The 19619-nt window shown below is 37.0% G+C and carries 20 protein-coding genes; 10 read left to right on the top strand and 10 right to left on the bottom strand.

Going from position 1 to position 19619, the window contains the following annotated elements; translation table 11 throughout:
- Nucleotides 1-82: 82 nt before the first annotated feature.
- From ACZZZK_RS10275 to ACZZZK_RS10285, 3 genes are all read right to left on the bottom strand, one after another.
- The gene (locus ACZZZK_RS10275; protein WP_463484043.1) at nucleotides 83-748 is read right to left on the bottom strand and encodes an HAD family hydrolase; all 666 of its coding nucleotides are present in this window, start codon (nucleotides 746-748) and stop codon (nucleotides 83-85) included.
- Between the two features lie 94 nt (nucleotides 749-842).
- Nucleotides 843-2006: an esterase-like activity of phytase family protein gene (locus ACZZZK_RS10280; RefSeq protein ID WP_463484044.1), complete on the bottom strand. Its 1164-nt coding sequence runs from the start codon at nucleotides 2004-2006 to the stop codon at nucleotides 843-845.
- Nucleotides 2007-2105: 99 nt separating this feature from the next.
- Nucleotides 2106-3005 (bottom strand): DUF6515 family protein, encoded by a 900-nt coding sequence (locus ACZZZK_RS10285; protein ID WP_463484045.1) that lies wholly within the window; start codon nucleotides 3003-3005, stop codon nucleotides 2106-2108.
- A gap of 193 nt (nucleotides 3006-3198) precedes the next feature.
- Here ACZZZK_RS10285 and ACZZZK_RS10290 point away from each other — a divergent pair, with 193 nt between their 5' ends.
- The 5 genes from ACZZZK_RS10290 (at nucleotide 3199) to ACZZZK_RS10310 (ending at nucleotide 9610) form a co-directional block, all read left to right on the top strand.
- Nucleotides 3199-5067, top strand: coding sequence for a CocE/NonD family hydrolase (locus ACZZZK_RS10290; RefSeq protein WP_463484046.1), 1869 nt, complete (start codon nucleotides 3199-3201; stop codon nucleotides 5065-5067).
- Between the two features lie 502 nt (nucleotides 5068-5569).
- Nucleotides 5570-5923, top strand: coding sequence for an endonuclease domain-containing protein (locus ACZZZK_RS10295; RefSeq protein ID WP_463484047.1), 354 nt, complete (start codon nucleotides 5570-5572; stop codon nucleotides 5921-5923).
- A 177-nt stretch (nucleotides 5924-6100) separates the two neighbouring features.
- The gene (locus tag ACZZZK_RS10300; RefSeq protein ID WP_463484048.1) at nucleotides 6101-7753 is read left to right on the top strand and encodes a M1 family metallopeptidase; all 1653 of its coding nucleotides are present in this window, start codon (nucleotides 6101-6103) and stop codon (nucleotides 7751-7753) included.
- A gap of 301 nt (nucleotides 7754-8054) precedes the next feature.
- A complete protein-coding gene (locus ACZZZK_RS10305) occupies nucleotides 8055-8786 on the top strand; it encodes a head GIN domain-containing protein (protein ID WP_463484049.1) in 732 nt (243 codons plus the stop codon).
- A gap of 311 nt (nucleotides 8787-9097) precedes the next feature.
- The gene (locus tag ACZZZK_RS10310) at nucleotides 9098-9610 is read left to right on the top strand and encodes an STM3941 family protein (RefSeq protein ID WP_463484050.1); all 513 of its coding nucleotides are present in this window, start codon (nucleotides 9098-9100) and stop codon (nucleotides 9608-9610) included.
- A 149-nt stretch (nucleotides 9611-9759) separates the two neighbouring features.
- On the opposite strand, the gene ACZZZK_RS10315 is transcribed toward ACZZZK_RS10310, so the two are convergent.
- Together ACZZZK_RS10315 and ACZZZK_RS10320 are read right to left on the bottom strand one after the other, a co-directional pair.
- Entirely contained in the window at nucleotides 9760-10650 is an 891-nt protein-coding gene (locus ACZZZK_RS10315; RefSeq protein ID WP_463484051.1) for a hypothetical protein, read from the bottom strand.
- A 96-nt stretch (nucleotides 10651-10746) separates the two neighbouring features.
- Complete coding sequence (locus ACZZZK_RS10320) at nucleotides 10747-11451, bottom strand: DUF2490 domain-containing protein (RefSeq protein ID WP_463484052.1); 705 nt, start codon at nucleotides 11449-11451, stop codon at nucleotides 10747-10749.
- A gap of 376 nt (nucleotides 11452-11827) precedes the next feature.
- On the opposite strand from ACZZZK_RS10320, the gene fabV reads away from it, so the two are divergent.
- The 4 genes from fabV to ACZZZK_RS10340 all read left to right on the top strand — a co-directional run bounded on the left by fabV (nucleotide 11828) and on the right by ACZZZK_RS10340 (nucleotide 15085).
- Nucleotides 11828-13021, top strand: a complete 1194-nt coding sequence (gene fabV / locus ACZZZK_RS10325; protein ID WP_463484053.1) for an enoyl-ACP reductase FabV — start codon at nucleotides 11828-11830, stop codon at nucleotides 13019-13021.
- 169 nt (nucleotides 13022-13190) lie between these two features.
- Nucleotides 13191-13745 (top strand): GNAT family N-acetyltransferase, encoded by a 555-nt coding sequence (locus ACZZZK_RS10330; RefSeq protein WP_463484054.1) that lies wholly within the window; start codon nucleotides 13191-13193, stop codon nucleotides 13743-13745.
- 227 nt (nucleotides 13746-13972) lie between these two features.
- Entirely contained in the window at nucleotides 13973-14425 is a 453-nt protein-coding gene (locus ACZZZK_RS10335) for a cold-shock protein (protein WP_056850953.1), read from the top strand.
- A gap of 312 nt (nucleotides 14426-14737) precedes the next feature.
- Nucleotides 14738-15085 carry a cupin domain-containing protein gene (locus ACZZZK_RS10340; protein ID WP_463484055.1) on the top strand — a complete coding sequence of 116 codons (348 nt, stop codon included), beginning with the start codon at nucleotides 14738-14740 and terminating at the stop codon, nucleotides 15083-15085.
- 18 nt (nucleotides 15086-15103) lie between these two features.
- On the opposite strand, the gene ACZZZK_RS10345 is transcribed toward ACZZZK_RS10340, so the two are convergent.
- Nucleotides 15104-15664 carry a DUF4230 domain-containing protein gene (locus ACZZZK_RS10345; protein ID WP_463484056.1) on the bottom strand — a complete coding sequence of 187 codons (561 nt, stop codon included), beginning with the start codon at nucleotides 15662-15664 and terminating at the stop codon, nucleotides 15104-15106.
- Nucleotides 15665-15800: 136 nt separating this feature from the next.
- Between ACZZZK_RS10345 and ACZZZK_RS10350 the strand changes: the two genes are divergently transcribed.
- The gene (locus ACZZZK_RS10350; RefSeq protein ID WP_463484057.1) at nucleotides 15801-16208 is read left to right on the top strand and encodes a hypothetical protein; all 408 of its coding nucleotides are present in this window, start codon (nucleotides 15801-15803) and stop codon (nucleotides 16206-16208) included.
- Between the two features lie 9 nt (nucleotides 16209-16217).
- On the opposite strand, the gene ACZZZK_RS10355 is transcribed toward ACZZZK_RS10350, so the two are convergent.
- The 4 genes from ACZZZK_RS10355 to ACZZZK_RS10370 all read right to left on the bottom strand — a co-directional run bounded on the left by ACZZZK_RS10355 (nucleotide 16218) and on the right by ACZZZK_RS10370 (nucleotide 19546).
- Nucleotides 16218-17210: an ABC transporter ATP-binding protein gene (locus tag ACZZZK_RS10355; RefSeq protein ID WP_463484058.1), complete on the bottom strand. Its 993-nt coding sequence runs from the start codon at nucleotides 17208-17210 to the stop codon at nucleotides 16218-16220.
- Between the two features lie 144 nt (nucleotides 17211-17354).
- Nucleotides 17355-18149, bottom strand: a complete 795-nt coding sequence (locus ACZZZK_RS10360) for an outer membrane beta-barrel protein (RefSeq protein ID WP_463484059.1) — start codon at nucleotides 18147-18149, stop codon at nucleotides 17355-17357.
- A gap of 100 nt (nucleotides 18150-18249) precedes the next feature.
- On the bottom strand, nucleotides 18250-18996 hold the full coding sequence (locus tag ACZZZK_RS10365; RefSeq protein ID WP_463484060.1) for a hypothetical protein: 747 nt from the start codon (nucleotides 18994-18996) through the stop codon (nucleotides 18250-18252).
- Nucleotides 18977-19546, bottom strand: a complete 570-nt coding sequence (locus ACZZZK_RS10370) for an RNA polymerase sigma factor (RefSeq protein ID WP_010601060.1) — start codon at nucleotides 19544-19546, stop codon at nucleotides 18977-18979. The genes ACZZZK_RS10365 and ACZZZK_RS10370 overlap by 20 nt, the downstream gene beginning before the upstream one ends.
- Nucleotides 19547-19619 lie beyond the last annotated feature (73 nt).

Consider the following 19619-nt stretch of genomic DNA (forward strand, 5'->3'; position numbering starts at 1 on the left):
TGAAATATCTAACCTTGTTTTAATCTGTGTAGCCTTAAGATGGCTTAGGCCAATATACACTGCATTTTAAAAGCTAAAGACCCTAGAAAATTCCATGCTCGAGAATATAAGTTTTTACGTGAGCGAAATTTAAAAATAGTTGATCTGCGATTTTTAACTTTTGGTGAGCCCTAACATTATTTTGAACGGCATAGGTAGTTATTCCAGCTGCCATTGCCGATTTTACACCATTTATAGTATCTTCAAATACAATACATTCCTCTTTCTGGAGCCCCAGTTTTTGAACACAAATATTGTAACTTTCAGGATCAGGTTTACTTTTCGTTACATCGGTTCGGGTGACAAACAAAGTAAAATATTTAGCCAATCCATTTCTCGCAAAAACCGCATCTACATCTATTTTCGGACTTGCAGTAACCACGGCCAAGATAAATCCTTTATTGTAGAAATATTGAACAAAATCTAACGCAAATGGCATTAGGGCAATATCTTTTGTTCTAAATCCATCGAAGGTGAGTTGCTCTCTTCGCTCGATAAAGTCATCCAGATCTGCATCTATTTTATATTTGCTGATAATCGTTTTTGCGTTTTGAGGCAAAGGAATACCAGCATAATTGCTCAGCCAATCCTTAAAATCAAGCACCACATGATATGGGGAAAGAAACTCATTCCAACAATCAAAGTGAAACTTTTCGGAATCAATTAATGTTCCATCTAAATCAAATAGCAGCGCTTTTATTTTACTCATATTTTCTAAGGATTGATTGCATAGATTAAAATTGGTTTCCGCTTGGCATTTGATTTCCGACTCGGGTTTTCGACTCTAACCTATGGGTTTCAGATTATCTGATTACTTCAAAAAGAAAAAACTGTTGAACTTGTGCTTTACCAAAATTATTATCTACACAGAAAACTAATGTATTATTCCCATTTGGCAATTTCGGGCCAAAAGTAATTCCTTCAATATTATCAATATGCATATTCAAAGAATCGAAATCGAAAAGCAGTTTTTTATTTAATGGTTTAGGCGGATTAGCAATAAAAGATGGGTTGTTGATTACATTTTCAGCGCCATCCAAATCAACCAAATAAAGTTTCACGAAGGAATGATCATCGCGTCCTTTTGCCCAGGCCCTTTCCATAACCAATAATGTATGATTATTTACAGTCAGAATTTCGGAAATACCATTCAAATTCCAATCACTCTCTGCTGTCGGCTTAATTGGCAAAGCATCTAATCTGTATGCATATTGTGCTGTATTTTGTTTTTTATCTACATCAAATTTCACAATTCTTGTTAAGGCTCGATCAAATTCGAAATGCGACTGCTCACCGTCTTGATATAAGGGTTCCTCTAAACTGGCATATAAAGTTTTGAAATTATCTGCATAGCTTAAACCTTCAAAAAAGGCATTTTTACGAACGCCGTACTCCTGTTTAGTGATGTGAAAACCTGCGGGCAGCGGAATGGTATCTACATATTTTCCTGTTGTAGATATCAATGTTAGTGCAGGCTGAACAATAGTTGTATCTGTTTTTCTGTAAAGTCGTTCGCCCTCGTTGCTCCAAACAAAAGTTTGTTCTAACGGATTATAGCGAACAGATTCTCCATCAGCTTTTGAATTTTTACCGTATTGATATTTCGGATATTGCGTTCCATCTTTTTGCTGCATGAAGGTAACTCCTGTCAATCTAACCGTATCTATTTTATCTTCTTTGATATCAATTGCTGCGGTGTAAATCCTTGCCGGACTAAACTGCGATGGATCGTCGCTAATCAGATAATATTGATTGTTTTTTGTGTCATAATCAATACCGGATAAACCACCCACCAATGTGTTCTGGAAGGTTCCATTAAGAGGCATAATGTATTCGCTGAGAAATTTTATTGATGAAATGGAATTTTCCTTATTTCTATCAACAACATTTTTTGTTGTGTAACACGAAGAAAACAATAGGATAGCAACAAAATTGAAAAGGGAGATTTTCGAGAATATTTTTTTCAAATCGAAATGTTTTGGTGGCAAAAGTATAGAATTTGATGAAATAAATAAGCCGTTCCAATTTAATATTGAAACGGCTAAATTTTTTATCCAATGAATGGTTTAAAACAATTTCCCAATGATGCGGTAAGAAATCTTATCTCCATCAACAACTTCTTCGTAATACACATCGGTAGGAGAAACAAAATACTTTTCGTTTTTAATGGTTACTTCTCTACATCCATCGGGCAACTGTGTAATAATTTCGCCAATTTGATGGGTATCAACCGGGCCATCAGTTGTATTTAACACGCCATCTTTGCCAGCAACAATATAAACGGTGGCGCCATCTGCATTTTGACCTTGAGTGTAGTAAACGCCTTTATATTCGTAGTAGTCTACCCCATCAATAGTGACCAGGTTTGCATCTTGTGGCAAGCTTGGTACTTCTGCTCCAACTGGTGGTACTACTACCTCATATTGGTTATTATTTTGCTGATAAAATAATCCCCCGGAATAATAAAATTGGTTCGGACCATAATTAAACGGGTAATAACCATATGGTAAAACGCCAATTCTAAAACCTAAAAACGGCCTATAAAAATTATAATAGCTGTAATATGGTCGATAGTAGGGTCTTCCAAAACCTGGGCGATACCCATAACCCGGCCGGTAATTTCCGCCTGGGCGAAATCCCGGTCTATTATAACCTGACCTGTTGTAACTATACCCAGAGCGTTCAGGCCTGCCCGAATTAGAGCGACTAAATCCTGGATCTATTGACCTGTTTGAACCTCTATTGGGAACCTGCGACATCCTATTATTTGATGGAGGCTGCATAGAAGGCTGTCTCGACATACTGCCCCTTGATGGTGAAACGGAGCTTGACCTACCGCCTCCAGCACTTGATGAACCCCCGCCACCTCTACTTGGACGTTGAGCTGAAACACTTTCGATAGTCAAAGTTGTCATCATCGCTGCCGCAGCCAAAACAACTATTCCTTTATTTAATAACCTTTTCATGTTTGTGTTTAAATTAATCATAAATATGACGATGAAAGCGTTAGAAAGATTAGTCGTTAACATTATTTAACTAAATTCTGATAGAACAATGACGATCACCTCTCAGGCAGCTAACAAACCTTTTACGGGATGTTTTTTCTAATCAATTTCTAATCACCTATATTTAAATTTTATTACTAAAAACCAAACCTGAATGAACTTTTCAAGATTTTTAAGTCTCCTATTTTGTTTGTTTATTTCCACTCCACTATGGGCTCAGCAACCTGATTCGGCTTATGTTAGAGAAAACTACACTAAAATAGAACGTCAAATACCCATGCGGGATGGAGTTAAACTCTTCACTTCCATTTACATACCCAAAAATCAATCCAAAAAATATCCATTTTTGATTAACCGAACGCCTTACACAGTTGCTCCATATGGTGCCGATAATTATAAAGTAAGCCTGGGAAATTTCCCTGCCATGGCTCGTGAGGGGTTTATCTTCGTTTATCAGGATGTACGCGGACGTTGGATGAGTGAAGGGACTTTTGAAGATATTCGGCCACAAACTAACAAAAAAGGTAAAACGGCTATTGATGAAAGTACCGATACCTATGATACCATAGATTGGTTAATAAAAAACGTGAAAGACAATAATGGCAAAGCAGGGATTTATGGAATTTCTTATCCGGGATTTTATTCCACTACTTCTCTTCCAAATGCGCACCCGGCGCTAAAAGCTGTTTCGCCACAGGCGCCCGTTACCGATTGGTTTATGGGTGATGATTTCCACCACCGTGGCACTTTGTTTTTAATGGACGCTTTCAGTTTTATGAGCAGTTTCGGTGTTCCGCGTCCAAAACCGATAACGCCAGATAAAGGGCCAAAAGGTTTCCAATTTCCTATCCAGGATAACTATCGCTTTTATTTGGAATCAGGCTCGATAAAAAACTTAAAGGAAAAGTATTTTGCTGATAGCATTAAATTTTGGAATGATTTATTTAAACATCCAAACTTAGATACCTTTTGGAAAGCACGATTAATTACCCCGCATTTAAAAAATGTTAAACCAGCTGTGATGGTGGTTGGTGGTTTCTTCGATGCCGAAGATGCTTACGGAACTTTCGATACGTACAAAGCCATTGAAAAGCAAAATCCAGGAGCTACCAATATTTTAGTGGCTGGACCTTGGTTTCATGGCGGCTGGGTACGAGCTGATGGTTCATCTTTTGGCGATATTCAGTTCGGAGCTAAAACAAGCATTGATTATCAACAAGAGTTTGAACTTCCTTTTTTTAAACACTACCTAAAAGGTGAAGGGGATTTTAACGCTGCCGAAGCGAACATTTTTGTCACGGGATCTAACCAATGGAAAAAATTTGCAAGCTGGCCACCGCAAGAGATTGAAACTAAAAATTTATACCTGCAACCTAACGGAAAATTGAGCTTTGAAAAAGTGGGCAGAACCGATAGCTGGGACGAATATGTGAGCGATCCGAATAATCCTGTACCTTACCAGGATGGCGTTCAGGCAAGAAGAACCCGAGAATACATGATCGATGATCAACGTTTCGCTGCCAGAAGACCTGATGTAAAAACATACCAAACGGATGCTTTAACAGAAGACATCACGCTAACCGGACCAGTATTGGCGAATCTGGTCGTTTCTACTACCGGAACAGACGCCGACTATGTGGTTAAATTAATTGATGTTTATCCGGAGGATGAACCAAACCCGAATCCAAATCCTAAAAACATTATCATGGGAGGATATGAAATGCTGGTTCGTGGTGAGATTATGCGTGGTAAATACCGCAACAGTTTCGAAAAGCCAGAGGCATTTACTCCTGGTGCTATTACTAAAGTGAATTATCCATTGCCAGATGTGGCGCATACTTTCAAAAAAGGACACAAAATCATGATTCAAATTCAGAATTCATGGTTTCCTTTAGCTGATCGTAATCCACAAAAATTTATGGATATCTACCAGGCAGAACCAAGCGATTTCCAAAAAGCAACACACAAAATTTATCACGACGTAAAAAACAGTTCGTTTATAACGGTTTCGGTTTTGAAGTAAACATGGAAGTAACCACCCCCAGCCCCTCCTTGAAAATAAGGAGGGGAGCTCCGTTCTTGAATAAAGGCAAAGCTTAAATTGTATGCAACAAAACTAACATTAATTAAAGCACAAAATAATTAAACCACACTGTCCAACTCCCCTCATATTTTAGGAGGGGAAAGGGGGCGGAAAAAACAGTATTTAACCCAACACAGAAACTTTAACAACGCAACAAAATGACTAAACCCGCTGTCCAGCTCCCCTCCTATTTTAGGAGGGGCAAGGGGTGGTAAAAAGAAACAATATTTAAGCAAACACAGAACTTTCAATAACAGAACAAAATGATTAAACCCGCTGTCCAACTCCCCTCATATTTTAGGAGGGCAAGGGGGTGGTAAAAAGAAACAGTATTTAAGCAAAAACAGAACCTTCAATAACGGAACAAAATGATTGAACCCCACTGCCCAACTCCCCTCCTATTTTAGGAGGGGCAAGGGGTGGTAAGCCAAAACAAATGATAATGCCAATCCACAATGTAAAATACCTAAAAGAGTTTAGGAAAGATTTAAGAAATAATCTAACTCCGGCAGAAGCAACTTTATGGAAATATTTGCAAAACTCTAAACTGGATGGACGTAAATTCAGGAGGCAGCACAGCATAAAAAATTATATTTTGGATTTTTACTGTCCTTCGGAGAAACTAGGAATAGAATTGGATGGAAGTAGTCATGATGGGTTTGCTTCTGATGAATATGATAATGAAAGAACCGCTGAATTAAATAAACTAGGAATAAGAATAATTAGATTTGAAAATAAGGATGTTAACGACGAAGAAAATGTTCTAGAGGAAATTAGAAGGCATTTTAGTAATTAAAAACCACCCCCAGCCCCTCCTTGAAAATAAGGAGGGGAGCTCCGTTCTTGAGTAAAGGCAAAGCTTAAATTGTATGCAACAAAACTAACATTAATAAAAGCACAAAATAATTAAATCCCCCTGTCCAGCTCCCCTCCTATTTTTAGGAGGGGCAAAGGGGTGGTAAACAAGCCAACAATGAAAAAACTACTTACCCTTCTCTCCATTGCACTAAGCATTGCAAGCGCAAATGCCCAAATGCTTGGCAAAAATCAAGTAAACTCAAGAGCCGATAGTTTACGCGGAACGCTTACACCCTTACGAACTTGTTACGACATTAATTATTACCACCTGGATGTGAAAATTGATATCGACCAAAAATCAGTTGCAGGAAGCAATGAATTTGCTTTCACCGCTACGCAGGATTTTAACAAACTGCAATTTGATCTTTTCGATAATCTGAAGGTTGAAAAAGTAGTTTATAATAACACATCATTGAAATTTTCAAGAGAATATAATGCGGTTTTTGTAACCTTCCCTAAAACAATTAAAAAAGGAAGCAAAGACAGATTTACTGTTTTTTATTCTGGGAATCCGAGGGTAGCTAAAAATGCCCCTTGGGATGGTGGCTTTATCTTTAAGAAAGATTCTGCAGGAAATCCGTTCGTTTCCGTAGCGTGTCAGGGTTTGGGAGCCAGTGTTTGGTGGCCAAATAAAGATCATCAAAGCGATGAAGTGGATAGCATGCTTATTAGCATCAGCGTACCCAATACACTGCAAGAAATATCAAATGGCCGATTAAGAAATATGGTTGACAAGCCTGATGGTTACAAACAGTACAACTGGTTTGTTAGCAACCCAATTAACAATTATGATGTAAGTTTCTATATTGGAAAATACGCCCATTGGAAAGATAGTTATGATGGCGAAAATGGAAAATTATCGATTGATTATTGGGCACTTCAGGTGGATAGCGCAAAAGCCCGTCCGCATTGGGATGCTGACGTAAAACCGATGTTAAAATGCTTCGAATATTGGTTTGGCCCTTATCCATGGTATAAAGATGGCTACAAATTGGTTCAGGCGCCACACTTAGGCATGGAGCACCAAAGCGCTGTAGCATATGGGAATCAATTTAAAAAAGGCTATTTAGGCCGAGATTTAAGCGGAACGGGACACGGTTTAAAATGGGATTTTATCACCGTACACGAAAGTGGCCACGAATGGTTTGGAAATAATATTACCACCAAAGACCTTGCAGACATGTGGGTGCATGAAGGTTTTACCAATTACTCTGAAACGCTGTTTACAGAATGTACTGATAGTAAGGCATCGGGTAGCGAGTATCTAATTGGTATCCGTAAAGGAATTAGCAATGATATTCCAATTATTGGCCCGTATGGCGTAAATAAAGAAGGTTCTGGCGATATGTACCCAAAAGGTGCAAATCTTATTCACAACATTCGTCAGTTAATTAATGATGATGAAAAGTTCAGACAGATTTTACGTGGCTTAAATAAAACCTTCTACCACAAAACGGTAACTACAGCGCAAATAGAGAACTACATTGCTCAGCAAAGTGGATTGAAACTAGATAAAGTCTTCGATCAATATCTTCGCCACACCAACATACCTTTACTGGAATATAAAATTGAAAACGGAACACTTTCATATCGTTGGATAACGGATGTTAAAGGTTTTGACATGCCGGTTCGCGTAACCCTAAAAGATGGCGTTTATAGCTTGATAAAACCAACTAATAATTGGAAAACTATAAAAGTTGATGCAAGCATTACTGCCGAAAACTTCAAAAATGATCCTGCATTTTATATTAATATTAAAAAAGGATAGCCAGAATTGAAACCTAGGTAAAACAAAGCTCATTGCATAACGCATTGGGCTTTGTTGTTAGATGGATGGCAACAACCCTGCGATTAATAACCAGAAAGAAATTTAATCGAGGCTTCATTATCCTGTTGTGGGAACAATAATCAAGATCATTTTTAATGCCTATGGGCCAACGAATCACACAGAAAATTGAATTAGTTTTAGTAAGCCATGCAACTTTTTGATAAAATGATCGTCTTATAAGAAAAACGTATTAATCAACCGATTGAGGCCATCTCAATTGGCTATAAAACTTCTATCTAAAATGAAAAGAATATTTGCCCTATTATTTGCAGCATTTACCTTAACAACAGGTATCAGCGCAATTGCCAAAGAACAAATTAATATCAAATCATCAAAGGTTAATGATGATGAAAGAGAGGTTAGCAATTTCAATGGCATCGCTTCCGCCGGACCAATAAATGTTGTGGTTACCTTAGGCAGCAAAGAAAGTTGCCGTTTAGAAGGTGATGCTGAAGCGATTTCATCGATCATCACTGAAGTGAAAGGCAATGTGTTAATTATTCGTCCTCAAAACAGCATCACTAGTTGGTCTAGAAAATATGAGGGTAAAAAAATAACCGCTTACGTATCGGCGAGAGAATTAGCTAGCTTAACCATGAGCGGTTCTGGTAGCATGGTTGTTAATGGGAAAATCAGCATGACCGATTTAACCACCACCATAAGCGGTTCGGGTAGCATCAAAGCTTCGGCAGATGTTGATCATTACAACGGTGTAATTAGCGGTTCTGGTTCACTGAACATCACAGGCAGCGCCGATCGTGCGAAGGTTGTTATCAGCAGTTCAGGATCTTTCGAAGGAAAAAGTTTCGCAGTAAATGCATTAACGACTACCATAAGTGGTTCTGGAACTGTTCACATCAAAGCAGATGAATCAATTAAAGCATTTATCAGCGGTTCTGGAAGTTTAAGTTATTCTGGCGATGCAAGTGTTGATAAAACCATCATCGGCTCAGGTAGGGTAAGAAAAATTTAAAAAAGTGTAAATATTTTAGTTCGAACGTCTCAATGAAATTTGAGACGTTTTTTTTTATGAAGTGAATTCAAGATTTCATTCTCACATCACTTTGCTTCGTTCAATTATCGCTCAGCAAAATCACAAAGCTTTTTTTATTACGCAATGCCTGTCAATTAATCAGACCTAGATGCCCTATTTCAGTAAGAAACCTCCGTTTCATTGTGTTCAAATTTTGTGTTCAAACATTTATATTCGTTTTATAATTACTATCAGGTGATGTTTAAATTGAATAGACATTTATTGATCGCACATCGACCAACAATAAATTAATGGCAGAAATAAAATTCAAAAAAAAGAAGTTAATAACATCAATAGTGCTGTGCCTTGCATTTATGATTTTTCTTGTCTATGCTACTATCTACGCATCGAATTCTTACAAACCCATTAGTATTTTTCTATTGCTGGCTGCTATTCATATTTTATATTTTCACAACATAAAAGCACTAAAACTATACTATAAAGGTTATTTTGGTATTAAAGTGAATGAATTTGGTATTACCAACAATACTCAGGACACCAATATTTTTATTCCTTTCGAGGAGATTGTCGAATTTAGAAATGGTTATTATCGCTCGCAAAATCAGATCTATATAGTGACGGTCCAGCCTCAAAAATATAATCAAATTAAGCGAAGTACATACCTTCATTACTTCAATAAAGTCGGAATGCTTTTTAGATCAAAGCCAGATTTACTTTGGATTGATGTTAATCTGCTGGATATTACTGAAACGGAATTGTTAAACTTACTTCGTTCGAAATTAAACAAGCTGAAAGATCAATAATCCATCAACATTTTGTCCATTGATATACAACCCTTTAAGCCTCCAAAATTTAAAATTAAGGCCATATTAGAAATACAGGTAATGGTTTGATCAATTTCCGGTAACACAAAATGACTAAAAAGGTTTCCTTAATCTAAACACAAAGTAGTTTAAAACTGAAAACCAATCACCGTTAAATTTTCAATATAGTTTATTTTTTGACTAGCCTTATCAAATTCGTCCCATCCAGTGGTATGTACCCGGGTTAAGTTAGTCGCTCCAAATTTGGTGCTGTTTTGCAAATAAACATTTTTCCAGACATAAAACTTTAATCCAATTTTAGCTGAAATGCCGTAACCTGATATACTGAAGTGGTTATTTCTACCTAACCCGAAGAGATGAGCTTCCGTTCGCGGAACCATCAACCCAGCTCCTAACCCTGTTTCCAAAGTCAAAGAAGTGTTTCCACCTGGGGCTACCCAAATATCATCATAACGCTCTACTTCGACATTTGCATAGTTAAAGCCATCAGTATGCTCGTAGGTTAACATACTTTCTTTCACATTGATCATTTGCCCATTATAGGTGCCAGCTAGAGCACCGGTCGGGATATTTTCTGGAGTAATGTTGGCACCAATTGTGCCCGTAATAGCTACCGTTTGCGGAATATCCATTACGTATTTCATGTGATCCCAGCCAATGGAAATGCTATAATTGTCTTTGATGAAATAACCAACACGAATATTGTATTGGGGAACGGTGATTAAACTTGGATTTAGATAATCCCATCCTAGTCTTGATTGCCTATCGTGAGCGACAACATCGTGCAGCTTGAAATCGTAATTTGGACCCTGGAATTGGATATCGCTTTTACCATACCAGGAATTATTATATCCCCAATGAAAATAAAAATCTCCTTTACGGGAAAAATTCCTTTTATGCTCTGGATTAAATAAACTTTTGGAAGTTGGTGTACTATTAACAGAAGACGTTTTCAACTCTTGTGCTTGCATCCGCTTGCCAAACAAGAGCGCAAAAAATAAAATAGACAATTTTTTCACGCGGCAAATTGAGTGAAAACGCCGACCAATTACAACACCTTTAACATTTTGTAATGAATCTCAAACAAAAAATGACTTTAAAACATTAAAACCGTATTAAAACCTGGTATATACCGCAAGTTGAACAATGCTGTTATTCGTATGGTTGGTAAAATTTTTAACCGCCTGATTCATATAGCCAACTTCTAAATCTACTTTCTTTGAAAACCTATATCCGCCAGCTAAGTAAAGTCTATTCTGATCAAAAACACTGTTGTTGATTTTCTCTTTATTTTGAAAGTTTAAAAAAACCTCATTTTGCAAAGCTACAAAAACGCCTTTATCAAAACTCGCCGCTGTTTTTTGCAAAGGTTGAACTAGGCGAAAGAAATACCGAAAACGTTGCGAAAACACTTCTTCATTTGTTCTTTCTATAAAACGTTGCTCAACCCTAAAACGATGACTAGCGAAAACTGATCTTAATTTATGTGTGTAAATATATTGTTCGAAAATTCGGTGTTCGTTAAATAAATTCTTGCTTGTGCCAACCAACCTCAAATCTGTAGTTTGCCACAGATATCCTAGTGCCACATTATGTTTATCATTGATAAAATATTGTAGTGCCGGGCGAATTAAGGTATTCCTAACATACCCCCAATCATCGGCAGAACGGATTTGAGCATCGAACTGCAAACCCCACTTTTTATTAAACTTGGTATTGTTTAAAAAAAAGAACCAGCCAGAGTTCTGATACTGCGTTTGAGCAGAAAGCTTTCCTAATGCTATGAAGGAAATCATAGCCAGTAATAATATTTTTCTCATAAAAAGATAATCCGGTTTATCTGTTGCGCTGCTAAATTAACAGAAAATTATTAATAGCGAATACTAAAGTTTGGATTCAAGTCTTTCGAATGGATCAGTTTTGAACCATACAGCCTTAAATAGTTGTAATATTTTAGCCACTTAAACGGGATAGCAGCGGCAGCCTTCGATTTTTCTATCGGAGCTATAGCGTATAGCCCGACTAACGTTTAAGAAATCTTCTACCCTTACTTTTCCAATAAAATTAATAAGCTACCAGCTTTATTTAAAATTCATTTAGCCGAAAGGAATTAAAAATTTATCTTCGTTAAAGATTTGGCTTTGTACTATTCGGATTAAAGCCATTTTAACATTACGAAACGTAAAAAAGAACAAAATGATTATTGAACCGAGAATGAGGGGCTTTATTTGTTTAACAGCGCACCCAGATGGTTGTGCTCAAAACGTAAAGAACCAAATTGAATATGTAAAATCAAAGGGTGCCATCAATGGACCTAAAAAAGTATTGGTAATTGGAGCATCAACAGGCTTTGGCTTGGCCTCTCGTATTGCTGCTGCCTACGGTTCTGATGCGGCTACAATTGGTGTTTTTTTCGAAAAAGCACCATCAGCTGGCAAAACTGCATCTCCAGGTTGGTATAATAGTGCTGCTTTCGAAAAAGAAGCCCATGCAGCTGGTTTATATGCAAAAAGTATAAATGGCGATGCTTTCTCGAAAGAAATCAAAGCAAAAACCATTGAGTTAATTAAAGCCGACTTAGGTCAGGTAGATTTAGTAATCTACAGTTTAGCTTCTCCGGTTCGGAAACACCCTGATACAGAGGTTTTACATCGCTCTACTTTAAAACCAATTGGCGGAACTTACACCAACAAAACCGTAGATTTCCACACGGGTAATGTTACAGAAATTTCAATAGAGCCTGCTACTGAAGAAGATATTGAGAATACTGTTGCCGTAATGGGTGGAGAAGATTGGGCGATGTGGATTGATGCCTTAAAAGCAGAAAACTTGTTGGCTGAGGGCGCTACAACAGTTGCCTACTCTTATATTGGCCCTAAACTGACAGAGCCAGTTTACCGCAAAGGAACTATTGGCCGTGCAAAAGATGATTTAGAGGCTACTGCTTTTACAATTGCTGATAAACTAAAAAATATAGACGGTAAAGCTTACGTTTCCGTTAATAAAGCTTTGGTTACACAAGCAAGTTCGGCTATTCCTGTTATTCCATTATATATTTCATTGTTGTACAAAATAATGAAAGAGGAAGGCATTCACGAAGGTACTATTGAACAAATTCAACGTTTATACGCAGAGCGATTATACACCGGCGGTGATATTCCTGTTGATGAAAAAGGAAGAATCAGAATTGATGATTTGGAAATGCGTGATGATGTACAAGCTAAGGTGGCAAAACTTTGGGAAGAAGCTACTACCGAAACATTACCTGCAATCGGCGATTTGCCAGGTTACCGTTCAGACTTTTTAAGCTTATTTGGTTTTGAGATTGATAATGTTGATTATCAAAAAGAAGCAAATGAACTGGTAGAAATTGAAGGATTAGTAGATTAGTTGTCCAATTAAGCTTTGTCGCAAAGCGTTCGCCCATTCTTAGCCAAGCTCAGAATGACATTGTAAAAATTGCGCTCATTCCTAATGAGTGCATCAATAGCTAAACGATTGTATCGCTAACATTTTAGGCGGCTGGCTTATAGTCAGCCGTTTTTTATAACCCTATAATATGCACTTCGACCTACAACCTACATTAGCAAACGATTTGATTGAAGTGGTTCCTTTAAAAGCTGAAGACTTCGAAAAACTTTTCGAGGTAGCTTCCGATCCACTAATTTGGGAACAACATCCAAATAAAGACCGCTATAAAAGGGAGGTTTTTGAAAACTTTTTTAAAGGCGCATTAGAATCAAACGGTGCCTTTATTGTTTATGATAAAGCTACAGGTGCCGTTGTCGGCAGTTCCCGGTTTTACGACTTCGATGAAGAAAACAATTCGGTTGTTGTAGGATATACCTTTATTGGCCGTGACTTCTGGGGTAAAGGACATAATGCCGCATTAAAAAAGTTGATGTTTGATTATGCTTTCCAGTTTGTTGATAATGTTATTCTTCACATCGGTGCAACAAACTTCCGCTCTCAAAAAGCTACGGAAAAATTAGGCGCTAAAAAAATTGGCGAACTTGAGGTAGCTTACTATGGTGAACCTGTAAAATGGAATTTCGTTTATCAAATGGAAAAAGCGAAATGGGAAGCGCAAAATTTAGGCGACCGCAGATTCTAAGATTATTATAGTTTTAAAGTTTTAGAAAGATACAATTCGATAAATCTGTGTTCTGATGGCAATATCTTTAGTAAAAGATTAAATGTACTAATCTGTGGCTAAAAAAATTATATACACCATTTGCGTAACGCTTAGTTGAATAAAATCGTGTTTTCGTTTTAGTATTGTTATATTTGTATAAATCTCTGTTTCCACTCACCTTAAAAACAAAAAACAATTAAATATATATGGCTAAATCTCAGGCAACATACAGTAAAAAAGAGAACGAAAAAAAACGATTAAAAAAACAAAAAGACAAACAAGAGAAAAAAGAAGAGCGTCAATCTAATGCTAAAAAAGGCTTAGCGCTTGAAGAAATGTTTGCATACGTTGATGAAAACGGTAACATTTCCTCTACTCCACCAGATCCGAAAAAGAAAAAGGTTTTCAATATTGAGGATGTTCAAATTGGTATTACAAGACAAGAAGACATTATCGATGAAAATCCGGTTAAAAAAGGAACAGTAACTTTCTTTAACGATAGCAAAGGTTACGGTTTTATTAAAAACACTGAAACTCAAGATAGTATTTTTGTTCACGCGAATGGTTGCGTAACGCAAATCAAAGAAGGCGATAAAGTAACTTTTGAGGTAGAAATGGGTCAAAAAGGACCAACTGCTGTTAAGGTTTCTAAAGTTTAGTTCTCACTCAGCCCCATACTCGGGCATTGTAAAAATTCTGCAGATCAATTTCTGCTGCGCAAGGTTTTATAAAATATATAATTCCGTCTATTTAAGCATAAAACCTAGCGCATATTTTTTCCTTTCAACAGCTTATAATGTCAGGAACTAGCATTTACTTCGCTAATGCTATCGCGTACACTATATTTTTTTAACAATAATATCGATAAACATAAAATAAACGGACGGCAGTTCTTATTTTTATCGCGACGAATTTTGAAGGAACCTTTTTCAGCATTATCTAATAGTAGTTGAAAATCTAAAAATAATAAAATGAACTTTAAAGATTTAGCTAACAAAACCTTAATTAGTGATAATGATTTAGACTGGCAAGAATTAGGTGCCGGTGTTAGGCGTAAAGTAATGCCTTTTGATGATAATCTGATGCTAGTAAAGGTCGAATTTGAGAAAGATGCCATTGGTTCGATTCATAACCATCCACATTTGCAATTGAGTTATGTAGCAAAAGGAAGTTTTGAAGTTACTATGGGCGATGAGAAAAAAATCCTTAATGAAGGCGATGTATTCTTCGCACCGTCAAATGTTTTTCATGGTGTAGTTTGCTTAGAGGCAGGTTTATTAATCGATATTTTTAATCCACACCGTGAAGATTTCTTGTAAGCTAACTTCATATTGAGTTTACTCAAAAGTTAACCTTACATTCTTGTAACCCAATCCCTCAATTATTGGTTTTAGCACATTTGTCGCATTGGTTTTGGTCTGCTTTAAAATATCCGATTTTTTTACTTCAGTAGTAATCTGTTTTTCAGCAGCTTTGTAAGCTTCGTCCACTAAACCTGCTTCTCTAAAAAAGGCCATCTTGGTATCGTATACCCTTGAATTTTTGTGGTCAATTTTTACATAGCAAATCTCTGGCTGTGGTAAATTTACTACAGCTGTATCTGCTGTTACTTCAATATCGTCCTTTGTTATTTTTGTAAGGTCGATACACCCAACAGCCTCTGCTTTAACAATAAGCAACACACTTGCTTCAGGTAAAAAATCTGTTTTGTTTTTGTGTTCGAGTACATCACTAATTTGATAACGAACCAGCTCTAGCTTACCTATAGCCTCTATTTTATCTACTAAAAGCTGGTGTTTGCTTTCTACCGATGTACTAATGCTGAACTTTTTCGAGATAAAGAAATAACCTGCAATCAATAAAATCAACCAGGGTAAGACTCTAAAAAATACTCTCATTGCGGCGATGTTTTAATTCAATTTTCGATGTTGTGCATTACCCTTTAAACAATTATTAATCCACATTGTGTTTTCCAGCATTTTTGGCAGTTGTTTTGTATTACGCAAAGCACACACACAAATAAAACTAATCAAAATGAAAAAATTTACTATCCTAATGCTTTGCATTGTCACACTAGGTTTGGCATCTTGCAAGAAAGACACAATTGTTCAGAACACTCCAAACATTACATTGTACAAAACTATTCAACCAAATCAGTGGCAACGCAATACTGATAATGGAATTTATTATTATGTAGACATTACTGATAGTAGAATTGAGCAGTACGAGGACGATGGAATCATATTATCCTTCGCCCGTTTCAATGATGACGGCTACGATGCCTTACCATTTAATTACGGTCTTGATTCATACAGTTACAGTTCTTTCCCAAGCAGAATAAGAGTATATCTGCAAAACAACAACAACAAAGGTTTAGAACCGACTAGGCCAACATCGAGCATAACTGCAAGAATTGTTTTGGTTGCGTCATCTTCAGAATAAATAATCTTTCTAAAACTCTAAAAAACGACTAATGTTCAACTGAACATAGTCGTTTTTTTTATGCTCGCCTCTATTCAGTTGTATTGCTCTAACGGTAACACCATTTCTTTCCAATAGCAGTTCATCATAAAAACCTTTATAGTAAACATCCTTCACCTCAAAGCGTCTGCTACTCCAATTACTATTAATTTCGGCCCATTCGGGATAAAATACTACATTTCCAGAAAAGGTTTTCAATCCCAGTTTCTCCGCGTCGCCTCGAGACAAGACAACAGCATTTCCTAAAATTTGAGCGGTATAAATGTGTTTAGGGTGCTGATAGATTTCGGAGGGCTTCCCCGTTTGAAGCAGCGCTCCGTTACGTAAAATTAAGAGTTGATCGGCCAGAAACAAACCATCAGCAGGATCATGGGAAACTAAGATCACGGTGACACCTGTTTCTGCTGCCACACGTTTAATGTCAGCCCTTAGCTGGTTTTTTAGTAAGGCATCAACCTGACTAAAAGGTTCATCCAAAAGCAAAACTTTGGTATCGGCAACCATTGCCTTGGCAATGGCCACACGCTGTTGCTCACCACCACTGAGTTCAATAATCTTTTTATTTTGCAGCGGAAGGATCCGGAGATGCTCCATAATAGCCAAAGTTTTTTCGGCCTTTGTTTTTAAGTCAGTATTCGAGAGTTGTGAGGCAATGTTATCGTAAACCTTGGCGTAAATATTCAGCGAAAAGTCTTGAGTAACCATTTTCATCTGCTTATGACCTGGGATTAATTGTTCATCTGGTCCTTTTACTTTTTCACCATCGAAGAAAATCTCCCCCTCATCAGTTTTCAGCAAACCGTAAATTGATTTTAATAATGTCGATTTACCACTTCCGCTTTCGCCAATAATCGCTACTACATCTCCCCTGTTAATATCAAAACTGATGTCTTTAATACCACCTGCTTGTTCTGCCTGATACTGCTTTGTTAAATTTTTAACGCTTATTATATTATCGCTCACCTGGTAAAGATAAAGCTTAAAGCTTAAATAGAAGCGTTTTTAAGCAAAAAATCCTGTTCCGCCTAACCGAAACAGGATTTAATTTGTGTGTTGCTAATATACTTCCTGAAGGCTTTTATCAGTCTCCTTTAGGGGATTTAGGGGTTAATTTAAACCGAAGGTGATACCGAAACTCATGTTTTTCAAACCAGCTTGTGCAGGGGTATCAAACATATCGTTGAAGTAATATTTGGTAAATAAACCTAAGCCACCATATCCAAATCTGAATGAACCACCGTAACGTACCGACTGAAAATGGTAGTTATCATATTGCTTTTGTTTTCCAAACTCATCACTTATTTGTTTTACTTTCCCGCCGAGTAAAAAACTAACCTCCGGACCTAAAACAAAGTAAAAACGTTTGCCTTTGTCATTCTCTTTAGTGCGGATCTCGAAGTTTAAAGGAATGTGTACATAACTGCTCGAGAAACGATTTTTAGAAAACTCAACATTTTCAGGAAGCGCAGTTAGCGTTGGCAAGTTCTTTTGGATGGTTACATTATCCCTTAATCTGATTAAAGTCCAGTCGAAACCACCAGCTAAATAAACTTTAAAATTTGAATTAAAGCGATATCCGAACTGCAAAACATCGAAAGAGAATGTGCTTGTTTTACCGCCTCGATAATCTAAAAACTCATTAGTAGGAGATAAGTTAAAACTTCCGTTATCTATTAACCTCGAGAAGCCTAAATCTACTCTGGTAAAAGTTATCCCGCCTACAAAACGACCCTTTTTTGGATCAACTTTGGAACTATCTTTTCCATCTCTTGTGATAGTAACAATTCCATAATTTAGATCTTTTCTGTCTTTTTTTGTTGAATCTTGCTGAGCAAAAGCACTTGGAGCCATAACACCGGCAAGCCCGCTTACCAAAAGTGTTGTAAAAATTAGATGTTTCATATGTGTTGCGTGTGTTTTTTTAATGATTAATGGAGAGAATGATTGAATGAAAGCAACATAAGACCTGATCTTGTATTCCTTAAATCCTCACCAATCCTGGTTATTTTTTCTTTTTGCCAAACTTAAACGGACCAATATTAATTGCTGAAATTGAAGAGTCGTCATCATCAGTACGGAATTGGATAAACTTATCTTTTCTTTTGTCTACTTTATTTACAATCAAGTTGACTACGTCACCCACATTACGGATCCCTTTATTATCAGCTTGATCATCTCCTCCAGCTACTTCATCAGCTTTAACTGCAGCCGCATTCGAAGCGAGTATTGGTTTTTCCTGTTCTAAAATGGCCGCATCAATCTTCTCTTTAAGATCTTGTTTAGCTGGTTCATTTTTAGCTAGAACAACCTCCTGTTTTTGCATTTCAGCCGCCGTAACTATTTTCTTTTCTTCTATAGGCTTGAATGTTTCCTTAACTTTAGTTTTTGCAATTGCTGTGGAGGGTTGCGCTATAGTTGGTAAAACTTGCTTAATCACCTTCTCCTGTGTGTTAACAACTGTTGAAGAATCTTGAAGAGGTTGCGTTTCAACAACTGGCTTCGTACCTTTTAATTCAAGCCTACTTGCAAATTGTTTTGGTTTTTCCTGCTGTTGATAAACTAAAAACCCAACTGCTGTAATTAGTAAAACTGCTGCTGCAGACAACCAATAAGTTGGAAAAACCTTTTTTCTTTTTGGTTCAATTTCACTTTCAATGCTACTCCACAAATCTCTCGATGGCGTTATTTCGGCATCTTCGAAAGCATTTTTAAATAACTGATCAAAATCCTTATCCTGTATAGGTTGCATAACCAAATCCCTCCATTTTTATAATTTCTTCTTTTAATATTGCCCTAGCTCTCGATAATTGCGACTTACTTGCGCCTTCCGAAATGCCGAGTGTTTCTCCGATCTCTTTGTGTGAATAACCTTCAATTGCATACATATTGAAAACCATTCGGTAACCATCGGCAAGCTTTTGGATCACTTTCATTAAATCCTGCATACCTAGTGTTCCAAAATCGAACCCTGTTGAAGGCTGCTCGTATGCCTCGTCAATCTCAACTACATTTAAGCTGCGCAGATTTTTGCGATAGCTTTCTATAGCGGTATTAACCATCACTCTTCTAATCCAACCTTCAAAAGAACCCTCTCCTCTATATTCTTTAATCTTTTGGAAAACCTTGATGTATCCCATTTGCAATACATCCTCAGCTTCCATCCTATCTTTGGCGTAACGCATACATACGGCCAACATCTTCGATGCAGTTTGCTTGTACAGCAACTCTTGCATCTTCCGGTCGCCAGCCTTGCAGCCTTCCATCAAATCGTTTATCGTATAGCTTCGCGTCAATTTCATTGTGTGTTTGTATATAGAAGATGGCAGATTACAAACATTGGTTGCATGAGGGGTAAGAAAAAGTTAAATAAAA

The organism is Pedobacter sp. AC163, from assembly GCF_979258665.1.